At 32.0% G+C, this 15,646-nt stretch carries 12 protein-coding genes; 10 read left to right on the top strand and 2 right to left on the bottom strand.

What is annotated here, in order from left to right:
• Nucleotides 1-165: 165 nt before the first annotated feature.
• Both ACMZ42_RS09255 and ACMZ42_RS09250 read right to left on the bottom strand, forming a co-directional pair.
• Nucleotides 166-1,194 carry a DNA-processing protein DprA gene (locus ACMZ42_RS09255; protein WP_415731265.1) on the bottom strand — a complete coding sequence of 343 codons (1,029 nt, stop codon included), beginning with the start codon at nucleotides 1,192-1,194 and terminating at the stop codon, nucleotides 166-168.
• Between the two features lie 113 nt (nucleotides 1,195-1,307).
• On the bottom strand, nucleotides 1,308-3,368 hold the full coding sequence (locus ACMZ42_RS09250) for a RecQ family ATP-dependent DNA helicase (protein ID WP_415731264.1): 2,061 nt from the start codon (nucleotides 3,366-3,368) through the stop codon (nucleotides 1,308-1,310).
• Nucleotides 3,369-3,818: 450 nt separating this feature from the next.
• On the opposite strand from ACMZ42_RS09250, the gene ACMZ42_RS09245 reads away from it, so the two are divergent.
• From ACMZ42_RS09245 to ACMZ42_RS09200, 10 genes are all read left to right on the top strand, one after another.
• Nucleotides 3,819-5,768, top strand: a complete 1,950-nt coding sequence (locus ACMZ42_RS09245) for a hypothetical protein (RefSeq protein WP_415731263.1) — start codon at nucleotides 3,819-3,821, stop codon at nucleotides 5,766-5,768.
• A gap of 1 nt (nucleotide 5,769) precedes the next feature.
• The gene (locus ACMZ42_RS09240; protein ID WP_415731262.1) at nucleotides 5,770-6,624 is read left to right on the top strand and encodes a hypothetical protein; all 855 of its coding nucleotides are present in this window, start codon (nucleotides 5,770-5,772) and stop codon (nucleotides 6,622-6,624) included.
• The gene (locus ACMZ42_RS09235; protein ID WP_415731261.1) at nucleotides 6,614-7,384 is read left to right on the top strand and encodes a hypothetical protein; all 771 of its coding nucleotides are present in this window, start codon (nucleotides 6,614-6,616) and stop codon (nucleotides 7,382-7,384) included. Before ACMZ42_RS09240 ends, ACMZ42_RS09235 begins: the two co-directional genes overlap by 11 nt.
• A gap of 659 nt (nucleotides 7,385-8,043) precedes the next feature.
• Nucleotides 8,044-9,312: a DNA cytosine methyltransferase gene (locus ACMZ42_RS09230; protein WP_415731260.1), complete on the top strand. Its 1,269-nt coding sequence runs from the start codon at nucleotides 8,044-8,046 to the stop codon at nucleotides 9,310-9,312.
• Nucleotides 9,313-9,319: 7 nt separating this feature from the next.
• Nucleotides 9,320-10,564 carry a DNA cytosine methyltransferase gene (locus ACMZ42_RS09225; RefSeq protein ID WP_415731259.1) on the top strand — a complete coding sequence of 415 codons (1,245 nt, stop codon included), beginning with the start codon at nucleotides 9,320-9,322 and terminating at the stop codon, nucleotides 10,562-10,564.
• Between the two features lie 98 nt (nucleotides 10,565-10,662).
• Nucleotides 10,663-12,432, top strand: coding sequence for an AAA family ATPase (locus ACMZ42_RS09220; RefSeq protein WP_415731258.1), 1,770 nt, complete (start codon nucleotides 10,663-10,665; stop codon nucleotides 12,430-12,432).
• Nucleotides 12,433-12,452: 20 nt separating this feature from the next.
• The gene (locus ACMZ42_RS09215) at nucleotides 12,453-13,667 is read left to right on the top strand and encodes a hypothetical protein (protein WP_415731257.1); all 1,215 of its coding nucleotides are present in this window, start codon (nucleotides 12,453-12,455) and stop codon (nucleotides 13,665-13,667) included.
• Nucleotides 13,668-14,417: 750 nt separating this feature from the next.
• Entirely contained in the window at nucleotides 14,418-14,819 is a 402-nt protein-coding gene (locus ACMZ42_RS09210) for a hypothetical protein (RefSeq protein WP_415731256.1), read from the top strand.
• A gap of 35 nt (nucleotides 14,820-14,854) precedes the next feature.
• Nucleotides 14,855-15,163 (top strand): protein NO VEIN domain-containing protein, encoded by a 309-nt coding sequence (locus ACMZ42_RS09205; protein WP_415731255.1) that lies wholly within the window; start codon nucleotides 14,855-14,857, stop codon nucleotides 15,161-15,163.
• Nucleotides 15,164-15,292: 129 nt separating this feature from the next.
• On the top strand, nucleotides 15,293-15,553 hold the full coding sequence (locus tag ACMZ42_RS09200) for a hypothetical protein (protein WP_415731254.1): 261 nt from the start codon (nucleotides 15,293-15,295) through the stop codon (nucleotides 15,551-15,553).
• Nucleotides 15,554-15,646: the final 93 nt, after the last annotated feature.

Below are 15,646 nucleotides of genomic sequence, written 5' to 3'. Positions count from 1 at the left end.
CGGAAGATTGTGCAATATAATGTTTTGGAGAAAAACTATATTATTCGAGAATTCTTGATTTATCAAAAGATGAAATCATTACATACTATGAAAGAAAATTTAAGGAGTTCGATTTTATAGTATGAAAAAAGCCCCTACACTATAAAAAGTGCAGAGGTACTTGTATTACATATTTTCGAATATAGACATCTGTTTTTTAACGGTATGGTCATCTTTTTTGCTAGACTTTTTAACTTCAGTTTTCTTTTCGGTGTCATCCATTATTTTTTCAATTTCATTCAAAGTGATTTTTTTTATCACTTCTTTATCAATACCAGCTGATAAAGCATTGATGAACAGTTTATTGAGTTGATTTTCTAGTATTTCGGATAGCTTAGTAGTGGAGAAAAATACTTCCTTTATACTATTAAATTCTACAGAACTGTTTTCACTTTTTAGTTTTTCAACACCCTCACTGCTACCAATAACGTATAGTGATGACCATTTAAATTTAAGGTTTTCTAGAACACCTTCCCAAGTGCCGCTTTTTTTTGTGCCTGAAATTTTTGCTGAAGCCACTAAAGTTACATCTCCTGTAGAGTGTATAAATTTATTTCGTTGCATTGCATAGGGACCTGTAAAACGAGCATTTATAGGCTGTGTAGACATAATAAGTAATTGTCCATTTTGAATATACTGGCGAACCTCTTTATTTCTAATCCATTGAGATAGGCCGTCTGAAGGGAAAATAACAGCTTTGCCACCAGCTTTTAAAGCAGCATTAGTAGCGGTACTATCAACTCCTCGAGCACCACCAGAAATGACTAGGACATCATTATTGGCCGCATCTTCACAAATACTTTCTACCTTGTTTAATTCTTCTGGTAAAGCATCTCTAGCTCCAACGACACTTAAAGCATGAGGTGAATTCAAAATATTTAAATCACCTATATAATAGTAAAAAGCGGGTCTTTGATTGAGTGATAATTTTTTTAAACGTTTTGGCATATAAGAACGAAATACTACATTGTATCCTTGATTTAAGGCTTCCTCTAATTCGATCATCGAAAAGCCAAGTTTTTGACGGTGCTCAACTTTTTTTATGATTTTTGTTTTTTGAGAAGTTGTTGCTTCCGTTAATACGTTCATTAGTTCACTAGGGCTACAGTTTAATAGAAATTCAGGTTCTAAATTATTTTGTGCTAAAGATTTCACAGTTGCATTCCATTCAAGAATTGTAAAGGCTGTAGTTTTGGTATGTGGAAGTAGGGCGCAAAATAAATATGTTGCTAGCTCATTGTTTGAAAAAGGCATAAATAACTCCTTTCTTAGTCACTACCACTAGTATCAGAAATTGCAAATGGTGTAACTTTGACATTATTATAATTAGTGGCTATCAATTCAGCGCCAATTGCAAATGTCCATTTAGAGTCTACGAAATCATCAACTAAAAGAATGTGTTTATTTGATAAATCAATCTGACTATTAATATATAGATAGTTTCGAATATTGGCTTCTTGATGTTGAGTATTTAAAAATGCTTTTTGTTCAGGTTCATCTGGCTTCTTTGCTAAAATGTGCACATACTCACATTTTAATGCTTTAGCTAGCGATTGTGCAAACTGTGGAACAAGTAACGATCTGCGGTTGGATGGAATTGGTACAATAACCACATCGTTCCAATTCAATTTGTTTTTATAAAAGTAAGTTTTTAATTTTTTTGCAGAAGCTTCGATTAAAATATTTGAAAAAGCTTCATTGATATATTTACCTCTTCGGGCTTCTTGTCCTAATTCTTCATGATAGTAACTTAAAGCAATTCCTGTTTCGGATACATAAGCAAGATTTCCACGACCTGGAAGAACTGATTTTTTACGTGGTTCAATTAAAATAAATTGATTATTAAAGAAATCCTGAACCTTATCTTTTTCAATAGTTGTAACAGTATCGATAGTGTGAGCCCATGAATTTAAACAGTTGCTACATTGTCCACAAGGTTTTGAATAAGGATCGTCTAAAGATTTAGTGATAAACTGCATTAGACACCGATGGTCATTTTGATAGGCTAAAAGCTCATTGTATTCCTTTATTTTCATTTGAATAACAGATTCATAATAATTTTCTTGTGAAAAATATGGTTTAGGTGTTCGATAATAATTACTGCCGTCTTTCGCTATAATACCCTCAATAGATAAAAGTTTTAATATTTGCTTCAATATTTTGCTTTTAATGTTAATATTAGCGGATAAATCACTCATTTTAGCCTCGTCGCAAGTATTTAAGTAAGAAAGTACTTGCTCGATATCTTCTTGTTTGGGGAAAGAATTATAAATGAAATATTCATTGATACTTGTTTCTTCCTCGCCTCCATATAAAAGAATGCAGTAGGAGTCGCGAATATTACGACCTGCCCGTCCTATCTGTTGATAATATTCAATCATAGACTTTGGTGTGAAGTAATGTATGACAAAGCTAATATCGTCTTTATCAAATCCCATACCTAAGGCAATGGTAGAGACAAGAACTTTTAGTTCATTATTAATTAGCTTTTGTTCAAGTTCTATTTTTACATCTTCGCTAAGATCCCTATGATACGGATAAGCAGCAATTTGATTTGATTGTAACCACTGTGCTAGACGTTCACATTCTTTGATTGTCGTTGCATAAATTATTCCAGACCCAGGAAAAGAAGCGATGTTTTTTGAAATCCAAGAATACTTTAGTTCTGTTGTAGGTAAATGAATTTTATGTAGCTTCAAAGACTTTCTTTGTAAAGGACCACGTATTACTTCACAATCACCTAGCTGTTTAGCAACGTCTTGAATAACACGATTGTTTGCTGTAGCTGTTGTTGCAAGAACTCCAATATTGCTAGGCAAACTATCTAATAACTGTTTGATTCTTCTATAATCTGGTCTAAAATCATGCCCCCAGTCTGATATACAATGGGCTTCATCTACTACAAATAAAGCGATTCTTAATTGACTAAGTATTCGAATAAATTCTTCTTTTTGTAATTGTTCAGGTGTTATGAATAAAACATCACATTGTCTACTATTACAACGATTAATAACTTCTATGCGCTCAGCTTGTGTTTTATTTTGCTGACCATTTATACTTTCGGCTGTAATATTATACTTTGCTGTGCTTTCTATTTGATTTCGTGCTAGGGATAAGAGTGGACTAATAATGATGGTCACACCTTCCCCACGCTGACGGAGTATTTTTGTGGCCAAGAAATATACAAGACTTTTTCCCCAACCAGTTTTTTGTACAACCAATACTCGTTCTTTATTAATCATTTTTCGTACGGCTAATTCCTGATATTCATCCCTAAAGGTAGCTTGATCTCCAAAAACTTCTGTTAATTTAGTTTTTAAAATCGGCATTTTTTATCCTCCTAGTTATATTAATTCAAATCACTTAAAAGTATAACAAATTTTGTTAATTTTAAGGTAATTATAACCTTGGAAGTTATTTCATTCTTGTGTAATTCACGAGATTTTTAAGTGTAGTAAGGAGCGGTGAGTGGCATATCTATGTGTGTAAAAGGATTGGTTTTTATATAGCCAAGCTTTATCATAAAATCTAATATTTTAGCAGTGTACGCTTTTACCATTCTAAACTTATTTAGCTTTGCCACACATTCATCAGTATGTTTTGAAGACTGTTCACACTTAAAGGAGATGGTAAACATTTATTATCTTTCACCTAAAGTGGAGAGCATGGGAATTATAGAAAATGAGGTATGTTATTTATCTATTAGGTAATTTATTCTATAATTAGAAGTTGGAATCAATGAAAAGTGGTAAATTAATCATGAATAAATGAGGTTGTTTATGACCTATAAAATACAGATAAATGAGGTGCACAGCATGTACGGAACAGATAACCAATGGCAATTTTCAAAAATACCAAATATAGAGGAATCCAATTTCAATAAAATTTTAGAGCGTTTTTATAGTTTAGGTGTGGCAGGGTTAACACGTGAAAATATACAAAATTCATTAGATGGAAGACTGACTGAATCGGATAAACCGGTTGAAGTGAAAATTAAATTAGGCACAGTAAACCGACAGGCAATTCCGGGAATGACTTCAATCGTACAACGTATTAAAAGTTTAGAAGGCCGTAATGGATATACAAAAGAGACAATCAATCATATGAAAGCTTCCATGATGGATGAAGAAGTTCGCTATATTTCATTTGAAGATAGTAATACACGTGGGTTAACGGGAGCGAAGTATGGTCAGAGCAATTCGAAAGATCATACTTGGGGAATATATGCGTATAACAAAGGTGTCCATTTTGAAGAGAAGGATGAATCTTTTGAAGCTTCACGTGGAGGATCTCACGGAGTAGGGAAAATAGCGTCTAATGCAGCCTCTGATATACATATGATGTTTTTTGCAAACTGTGATGCCGGAGGGGAACAGCATTTAGGAGGAACGATTCAACTAATTGAGCATAAATTTGGAGATGATTATTATCGCTCGACAGGGTATTTTGCGCAATTAGAAGGCACGAAATTTATGCCGTATGAAAATCACTATGACAAAGTTTTTGAGAAGACTACAAGTGGTTTAAAAATCGTCATTCCATTTTTAAGAAAGGGCTTCTATAGAGAGGATGAAATTATCCGTGCGGTGTGTGATAGCTTCTTTGTTTCGATCATCGAGAAGAAGTTAGTAGTGCATGTGAATGATTTAGTTATTGATGACACTACGATCGATGCTATTGTGACAGACAGCCAATATTACGTGCAAGAAATTGAATCAATGAAAAAAGTATTTACACCTTTATATGTAAAAACATATAAAAATCAACAGCCTCGTTTAATTGAAATCCCTCATGCAAATACAGTATTTAAATTTAATTTATATTTTAATTACGATGAACGTATTCCAAAAGGACGAGTCGGAATCATTCGAACGATCGGTATGAAGATTGAAGATTTTACAGTAAAAAATAATGCAACTAAGCCTTTTAATGCTGTGTTAATAGGCGGAATAGATGAGGACAATTATTTAAAATCACTTGAAAACGAATCACATACAAAAATATCAAGTGATGATTTAAAAGATCCTGAACTTACAAAGCTTGCAAAGAAATTTATTAGCAATCTAAATAAAGAAATCTTAAAAGTTATTGATGAAGAAATGCGAAAACATAATCCAGTAGATGGGAAAATTAATACATCGGATCTACTGTATACAATGGAGCTAGATTTCAAAGAAAATTTATCACAATCGTTTGGAACTGTGAAAATAAAAAATGGGAAAAATATTATGGTGAGTGAAGAGGGTAATCCAACCGACAAAGTTCCTGCAAAAGTAAAGCGTGAAAAACCTGAAAATAGTGGCACAGGCAAACCTAAAAATAGTGGCGTACGAAAAAAAGGAAAAGCGCGTGACAAAGGTGAAAATGAGAGCGCGTCTGATGATCAAAAAGATGAATATAAAATTAATCCATACCGTGTCGAACGTCTTTTATTAAATGATCAAGAATTTATTCAATTAAATTTGACGGGTAGCCCAGAAGTAGCTAAAGCAAAAAAATGCAATTTGAAATTTAATATTATAGATGGAATGGGCAAAGAATATATTGGCGAGTTTAATATGAAAGAAAATTACTCCAATATCGTTGATAAAAATAATAGTAATTCATGTGTTATTGAATCAGATGCTATTAAAAATGTATCGATTAAAAATGGTCTTGTTAACTTACAACTTGCGCTCAAGCCGAAATACAACCGTTCATTAAAATTTATTTACTACGTAGAGGTGTAACATGATTTATAAAAAAGATGCCAATTTCCCTTATCCTATTCTTTCATCAAACACTTTAACATATGAAGAAAGTGATTTTACAATAAAAGTAAGTTTTAAAGAAGACGGGGACCTTTACCGTTTTAAAGTTGCAACTCAACTAACTTCAAGGTTTGTTGAAGCATTACTGGGAAATGGAGAAGCTCAATATTTATTAGTTATTCAGTCAAAGGATACTAAATTCTTCCCGTTAGATCCACATAATTTACAAGTAGAAATAGCAAAAAATCGTATGTCATTATCAAATCGCACTTCCATTCAGCTTCATATAGTTGCAAAATCGGATATTCGGTTTGAAAACAATCATGAATTAAATAGTTTCTATGATCAGTTAAAACAATCGATTATAGTTCCGAAGTTTTCAATGATCGGTTTTTCAAATATAGTAACATTTGAGGGCGGTATGAAAAATCCTCTCGATTTGTTTGAGAAACGATTAAATCCAAATTTAAGCTCGGCGATTAAATTTGAGTTAGGGTCGGAATGTATTATCATCCATTTCCGAGATGAAGACATACAATTTCAATCAATGTCAAAAGCTAGTGCTTTTATGAATCCTTATTTATATACAGGTATGCGCATAGCATTAGAACGCTTCATTAGTACTTATGCTGATGAAGATGATGATGTAGTTGAACTCCCACAAATGACGCAGCCAGAAGATTTGCTAGATTTTAAACTATATAACTTAATGATTAGTAAAGCAGTTGAAGAGCTACATATGGATAATATTGATGAAGTGATTGGACGTATATCACATCAAATCATCGAGAAATACGTAAGAGCTGTAAAGGAGTTAGTAACACATGAAGATTAAGCTTTTAAAAGAAGGTTATAAAAAGGATGAGTTACTCTATATAGCATTCAAAAATGGTGAGGTAATAGATGATCTATTTTTCTCAGAAGAAACGGTTGAAATTGAGGAAGCCCCAGATTTCCCTATTTATATGGGGAAAGGCTCTGAATTACAAAGAAAGACGGATTTTTTAGCAGCCTTTCAAGCCATTGCAAGTTCGTATGTGAATTTAGAACGTGATATTCATTTTAATGAACGTTTTTGGCATTCGCTTTTAATCACAAAAAAGCGTGATTATATCATTAGAAAATATCCTCAAGTATTAGAAAGCTATCGCGAGTTTGGTAATATCGTCATTAAAGGTTTCGACTGGGAAAACTATATTTATAAAAGCATTTTAGCAGTTGAATATATTGAAGATGCTACAGAGTTAACGCTTTCTAAAGGTCGATATTACGAATTAATAGTAGATAACTTAGATATATACAACTACATCATTAAGTATTCAATTTTTAGAAATGGAGAATTTCTAGTAAAGATTTTAGAGGTTATTCATAACTTAGGAATCAGTGAACTATTAAAAGGAAAAATAATGGATCGCCCTGATTTAGGAAAAGATGAACGTTACGGCCGACGAGTTATTTTTGAGCTTAATAAAGCCTATCCAGTATTAATGAGCCCGCTATTAGATATTGAGGCTTTACAGGAAGAGTTTTTAAAGGCATTGAGTAATTATTATGATGTATCGAATATTGAATCACAAAACAAAGTGGTTTTGTGAAAATAAGGAAATAAATAGTTCGTATGAAACTAACTTTTCATTAAACGTGGTAAAATATTTCCTATAGTAGCTATAAAACCTTAAAAACACTGATATTATAGTATTTTATGAGACGGTTGGTTCGACTCCCGCCGTCTCCATACATTGAAGTCACAGGATTTCGAACATAGCGAATGCCCTTGATACACAAGGGTTTTCGCTTTTTGTGTTTTTAGAGCTCTGATTCAGGTAGTAGCATTCAATGGCAATCAAATTGGGAGTCAGTTTAAGAAATAATTGATATTATTTCATTGGGGAGTAATCGGATCTGCATCTTTAGTTGTATGATGTCCCACTATTGTAACTGTATAAATTCCTCACATTGTTATATTAATAAGTAAAACGTTCGCAGTTTGTGTGTTTTAATTTCCTTCAATTTAGGCTTCTTCTGCACTTGCAGCAATATGCATTTTCGCGATTGCTAACACTGTGTGAAATATATATCTTGGCGATAGGAAAACTTAGTTTTCATCCATTTAAATAATATATATAAAGATGGAGAAAATCGGAATAATTCATCGAAATAGTTATTAGAGCAGTAACATTTACAATCTTATTTCTGTTTGATAAAATCTATATTGAAAAAAGTGACTTTAATCAATGTAGGAGTGTTGTAAGAAATGAGTAGAGGTGGAACGAGAATCGGTGCTGGAAGAAGTTCTATTGAAGGTAAAAATGTAAAAGTGAAAATTCCGGAAACTACATATGAACAATTGAGTTTATTTTTTCCAGGAAACTCGATACAGGATAGAATACGAGAGTGTTTAGAATATGGAATAAATCAAATAGAAAAAAACACAAGTGCTGATAAAAGCGTTCGAACATTAAAAGTACTAGATTTGTTTTCTGGAGCAGGGGGCCTTTCAAGAGGTTTTATGGATGCTGGTTTTAACGTTGTACTTGGTGTTGACGCAGATGATGCAGCCTTAAAAACTTTTAAAGCTAATCATGGTGATGCAGATGTAATGAAGTTAGATTTGTTTAATCATGAGAATTTAAATTTAATAATGGACTATCTAAATAAAAAAGAAGTACAAATAGATGTATTGGTTGGAGGCCCACCTTGCCAAGGATATTCTTTAGCAGGCCCCCGAGAAGAAAATGATGATCGAAATACCCTTTATGAAGCAATGGTGAAGTTCGCTGCAATGGCTAAGCCTAAAGTTGTAATTTTAGAAAATGTACCAGGATTGTTAACTTTGTTTCAAGGTAAGGGTGCTCAGAGGATAATGGATGATTTTGGTGATTTGGGGTATAAAATGAAAAATAAAGTATTGTATGCCCCTGAGTATGGAGTACCACAAATACGCAAACGAGTATTTTTTGTTGGAGTGTTGCCAGAATACGGTGAATTTGAATATCCAAAACCATTTGTTGATCCAGAAAATTTTATAACTTGTGAAGAAGCAATCTCTGATTTGCCAGCATTGGAAAATCAAATTGGAAATGAAATTTCAGACTATGAAACGAAACCATTATCAATGTATCAAGAAGTGATGAGAAGCAATGCTGATAAGTTAAATAATCATTTAGGGACGCTCCATGAGGAAAAAACAGTTCATTTAATTTCTATGGTTCCGGAAGGTAAAAATTATAAATCATTGCCAAGTCCTTATAACACAATGTTTAAGTATAATGAGGCATTGACTAGATACCATAGTAAAAAACCATCACTTACAATAAATACAGGACATCGTTCTCACTTCCATTATAAGTGGAATAGAGTACCTACTGTTCGTGAAAGTGCACGTCTACAAAGTTTCCCAGATGACTTTATTTTTTATGGGAATAAATCCCAGCAGTATAGACAAGTCGGAAATGCTGTTCCTCCTTTATTAGGTAAGGCTGTTGCATTACAAATAAAAAAGTTACTGGAAAGGGAAGAATAGTTAAAACATGAAGATAAAATATATAGATTTATTCGCAGGTTGTGGAGGACTATCTGATGGTTTTCTACAGAGTGAGTTATATCAAGAAGTTGGAGCAGTAGAATGGTTAAAGCCACAAGTTGAGACATTAAGAAACCGCTTAAGTAAGAGATGGGGAGTTGAGAATGTTGAAAAAAAGGTACTACATTTTGACATCCAACGTGAAGAAGAATTGTTTCAAGGGTGGTCTGAAGATAAAGAATTCGGTAACGGTATAGGCTTGGACAAACTTGTAGAAGAAGCGAATGGCATCGATTTAGTTATAGGTGGTCCGCCATGTCAAGCATATTCATTGGCTGGCCGAGTTCGAGATAAAAATGGAATGGTGAATGATTATCGAAATTATTTATTTGAACATTATCTAAATGTTGTAAGTCGTTACCAACCAAAACTATTTGTATTTGAAAATGTGCCTGGAATGTTAAGTGCCAAACCAGGGAATGGAGAAGTTCTAGTTACTGATTTAGTTCGACAAAGTTTTGCTGATATTGGTTATGAAATTATTGATGATTTGAGAGTAGCTCTTTCTAATGCAAGTGACTATGGAGTACCTCAAAATAGAAAACGAATAATTATTTTAGGTATTAGAAAAAACCTTTTCAATGACGAAGAGAAAATTCAAAACTACTTATTAGGATTCTATAAAGATATTTTAGAGAAATATCAAGTGGATGAGCTTGTAACTGTTGAAGAAGCAATAGGAGACCTTCAAAAATTTGAACCAATTGAAAGTGATATAAAAAAGAAAATTGCGTATAAATCTATTCCAAATTCCGGATTAGAGGCAAGTTGGCATAGACCGAGGTATCATAGCGAACGTGATAAGGGGATATTTAGACTCTTAGCGAATGATATTGAAGTAGGTAATTACGAGTATACAGACAGTAAGAGACTAAGTGATCTATATGAGGAAATTGTGGGTTCTAAGTCACCAATTCATAGATACCATGTATTGAGGAAGAGTTTACCGGGAACTACTATTATTGCGCACTTATATAAAGATGGAAATCGATTCATTCATTATGATTCAAGCCAATCTAGGACAATTACCCCACGTGAAGCAGCAAGAATTCAATCATTTGATGATGATTTTGAATTTATTGGAAGTCAAGGGGCTGTTTATCAAATGATTGGTAACGCTGTCCCACCAAAACTAGGTAAAACAATAGCTTTAGCGGTTAATGATTTTATAAAAATGTTGAATATAATATAATAAAAAAGACAGATTAATCCTTAATTTGATTTCTCTGTCTTTTTTTGCTTATTTAATTATGAGATAATTTATATGTAATTTGGAAAGGTGGAATAAAATTGTTAAAATATCATTTTACAAATGATACAAGGGTAGATAATGCTGAAAGTTATCTAGTATCTATTGCGAACCATATAAAAAACGGAATTTGGCATCATCAAGCTTTTGACTTAAGTGGTGCTAAAAATGGATCGTATCAAGTGAATGAATTATATATGGGACTATATAAAAATTCTTATAATGTTGAATTAATCCTGAATGGAAAAGTAAAGGATGTTTTAGCGGAATTTATAAAAAAATTCCAATTCCCCAACCCGCGTAATGTAAAAAAGGAAGAGGCAATGAAGTTGCAATGGGAGAATAATTATCAAGTAGCTCCTTTACGTCAATTAGTAAAGTTACTTTTTTATAAAACTATGGTAGAAAAATCTACAAGTGCTACTATAACTGAAGAGGAGTTTATTAGATACATTTTAATAAATGAGGCTGTTGTAAAAGATGAAATTAATTTAGAAGAAAACTTTACTCAGCTGATGGACGATACTTTAGCTGGCCATGACTTGGATGGATATGAAGTAATAGGAGGGGCAGAAGATAGATTTATATCCCAACTCTTAGAGTATTTAAATAAAATGCCATTCATACAAATTGAGAGTAAAAGTAAAAATATAACTTTGAAACTAGATGGAATATCTGGAGACGATAAAAGATTGTTAATGGAAATAGTATCCTATAATGATTTTTGGACTCCAATCAATGATAAGCCTAAAGAAAATGAAGCTTCATATAAAGAATATATGCAAGTTAGACCTAGCCAAGTTGCAAGTGACTTACCTGTAATAAATGATATGAATTCGGAACACAATATAATTTACTATGGTGCGCCCGGTACAGGTAAGTCTTATGCAGTTACTAAAAAGATTAAAGAATATTATCCTGACTTCGAAGATCTGAATTCAATAGAGTCACAAAATATTTTTAGAACTACATTACATCCAGAATATACATATAGTGATTTTGTGGGGCAAATTATGCCAACTATTAAAGAAGATGGTCCAAGTTATGAATTTATGCCAGGTGTATTTACATTAGCTTTGAAAAGAGCAATTGAGTTAGAAAGCGGTCATCATCCGGTGTATTTAGTATTAGAGGAGCTATCAAGAGCTAATGTAGCAGCTGTTTTTGGTGATTTGTTCCAATTGTTGGATAGAAAAGATGGTAAGTCAGAATATAGTATTAGTAACCCCTTAATTGCTAAGGAGATATATGGTGCATCAACAAATAAAATCTTTTTGCCAAATAATCTATTTATCTTATCAACTGTTAATACAAATGACCAAAATGTATTTGTTATGGATACAGCTTTCAAACGTCGATTCGAATGGGAGTATGTAAATACTAGACCAACTAATTTGTATAATAATCCTGAAATACCGATTTCGAGGGGTTCGGGTGATAGGGAATGTATTAGTTGGCATGATTTCTATCAAGAATTGAATTCTTATATAACTAAAGAAATGGAGTTAGGTGAAGATAAACAAGTAGGACAATTCTTTATAAAATTTACAGATGATTTTGGAAGAAATAAAGAAAAGATTAAAAATAAACTACTTCAATATTTATGGAGTGATATTCATGGAACTTCATTCAACGGGAAGAAACTATTTGATGATGAGATTGTAAGTTTTTCTATACTTTATGACAGATTCGAAAATGATCAAAAGGTATTTAATGATGATTTTTTAGATAATTTATCGGTAAATATTAAGACTGATACTAAAGAAGTAATTGATAGTATCATTAATGAAAATGAATCAGATGAAAACTAGAATTAAATGTGGTGGTTATTATGTATAATAACGTGATTTTTCAACTCGATGGTAGTATTGTAAGTGATGCAATAATTTCTAAATTTGATTTAAGAGCACATTCAAGGAATTTAAGATATTCTTCAAGGGTAAAAGCTGATGTTCTGGACTTCGTAGGTTTTGTTATAAAAGATGATAATATACTTGTTGTTCTTCCAAAACACTATACTGATCCAGCTAGGATACCATTGTTAAATGATAGTGACATGGCACTCTTATTTAAAACATTATTAAAAAAACAAATAAATTATAATCTCGATTACATTGGCGAAATGGAATATTTTGAATCCAGTTATCCTTTCAATGCTTTCTTTGAAGTATATAAATACTTTAAAAATTATGGTCTTTACCATGAAACCAATACTATAATTAAACCGGGAAATAATGGTAAAATTTCATGGAAAGATACCATTAGAAAATCACAAGTAATTATAAATGAAAAGAATGTAATATTCAGTCCATTATATATAAAGAGAAATTACACTGAAGAAGTTTTTTTAACTGAGTGTATGGCATATGTTATTAACAAGACTATCAGAGTGTTTTCTAGTTTCATTAATTTAAAATCTGTTCAAAACATTAATATCCACGAAGAAGCTTTTGAAAATAAAGATTATGTAGTAAGTAAATTACGAGTAATCGCAACTCGGTTATTTAAAGATAAAGAAAAAAAATTAATTAAAGCGCTGATAGAATATTTCGAAAATAAGAATCAAGGTGGAAATATTGTATTTAAGCATTATAACTTTGAACTGGTTTGGGAGTCAGTTGTGAATGAATTTTTAAATAAACATTTAAGTGGCATAAAAGATGGTTTTCCTAATTTCGACTTAGAAAATCGAAATATTAAACGTAATTTTTCGAAAGGAAGATTTTATATAAATAATTCTAATGGAAACCATAGAATAGAACCAGATCATTACTATATTGATGGAGATAATCAATATATATTAGATTCTAAATATTATACAAGTCTATCTAATATTGATTATAAACAAATTGCTTATAATACAATATTACGATCACAAGTGGACGGGGAAACATATAATGCATTATTTTTGCCTACACACGAGAAAATAAATAGTTCTCTATATTTCGATTTAAATGAGTCATATTATAATGATAAAGGAATAAAAATTATTGCTACTTATTTGACCGTTAAGGATTCAATGGAGGTTTATGTAGCAAGCAATTAATTGACGAGTAAATATTATAGTAGTTAATTTTATATGGCGTGGACGTGAGGAAGTACCGTAATCTACCATTCAAGGTAGTTGTTGTAGGTCCGAGCGTTCTGGTAAAAAAATTGTCCAATACGTACCTATTCGCCGTCAGGTAAGGGAGTGGGAACGTTGTGGACTTTCAAAACTGGGTCATTCGCGTAGCTAGATTGGTTATTACCTGTTTAGGAACAAATGAAATCAACCATGATGACGAAATCGGTTTTACATGTCGATGAAACATATGCACAAATTATTAAGCATTCGGATGGAAAGTACGGTTTAGCGTTTTTTTATTAATAGGAGAATTTAGGTTTATTAAAAATTAAGAAATACTGCTTAGACATTATCACGAAGAACCTTATTATAAATAAAGGCAATTTTAGAAGACATGTTCTTGAGAAAGAGCATGTCTTTTTTTAGATGTGGGATTTATGAGTCAACGGTTACTTTCATTTTAAAACAGTAGAAGTACATAATACACTAAAATTCGATAGGCATATTCAGATAAAATGAATATGTTTTTTTATGGAATGAAAATTGTTTGTAACGAAATATACGTTCAATAGTTATATAAGTGAAGGGGCAAAGAGATGGATGTGAAAATTTTATAAAATTTTTCACATCAGGTCTTATAATATCTCAATATTAAACTTCTAAAATATGAAATATTTAACTTATACTAATATAGTAGAATATTAATTGGAATTTAAAGAGGTATATCGGATGGATAAAAAAGAAAAATTATTAATTACAGCATTCTATTTAGCTAAGTTTGATAGGGTAGCCTATGCGAATCTTGGATATTCTAAAATTAATCAGGCACATGAAGAAATAGGTAAAAAGCTAGGTTATAAGAGAAATAGTGTAAAGAATCGGAGAGATGATTTTGATCCGTTATTTGGACATCGGGCAGGTTGGCATCAAGTAGAGTTAAGCAAAAGTAACTTAAAAATTGTTGATGCATTTGATCATTTGAGTGAGGAAGCACTAAGAGCCGTTGTCTTGGATTTATTAGATGAAGCATCATCAAGGGCAGTACTTTTATTACCTGAAAATGTTCCTAAAAAAACATCTACTTATACAACACGTGGTATAACGGGAAAAAAGCTGAAGCATTTTTTATAAATTGGTTTGCTAAATATTATCCCAATAATGTTTTGGTGGATACGCGTGATTTAGGATGTGGGTATGATTTTGAGGTTGAAAATTCTGGCCATGTATTTGAAGTGAAAGGTTTATCGGGAGATAATGGAGGTGTATTGTTTACAGATAAAGAGTGGTCTATAGCTTCAGAAAAACAAGAAGATTATCATCTTGTATTAGTAAAAGAATGTTTTAGTAACGATCCTGTAGTGGAAGTTTATTCCAACTCTCATCGGAAATTTAATCCTAAGAAGCAGATTACCACAGTAATCAATGTTAATTGGAGTATTAGCACTAGTGATTTAAATTATACAGAGATAAATTAGAAAGCAAAAGTGTATGTACATACCGATTCACTTCGATTATTTACATGGACACTCCCAGGAAGAGGCATCGAAAATCGAGTACTCTAATATTTACAACCACAGTCTCCTCCAAGACCAATTAAAATAGAAGTGAAAGGTACAACATCAACAAGAACAAGCGCTGTCTATCCATTTTCTTACCCTGAATTGGAGAAATTCATTCAGTATAAGGATGAAATGTGGCTAGTCCGTGTTTATGGTGTAGGCAAGAATCGAGAGATGAAAATGGAAATAGATAATGACTTTAGTAGTTATAACTCAGTAAGTGATTTGTTGGCACATAAGTATGCACATATATATCAACAATTGATGTATATGGGACACGAGTGGAGAACAATAAATGAGTTATAAAATTTCAAAGATAAATAGGGTTATTCAATCATACTACTAATGCGCATATTCTGATTTAACAGTAAAACAAACTAGCTTTATTAATATGCTAAA

This window comes from Lysinibacillus sp. NPDC056185, assembly GCF_047737915.1.
Classification (GTDB): domain Bacteria; phylum Bacillota; class Bacilli; order Bacillales_A; family Planococcaceae; genus Lysinibacillus.
Note: the sequence above shows the minus strand (reverse complement) of the source record. Positions and strands in the feature narration are given on the sequence as shown.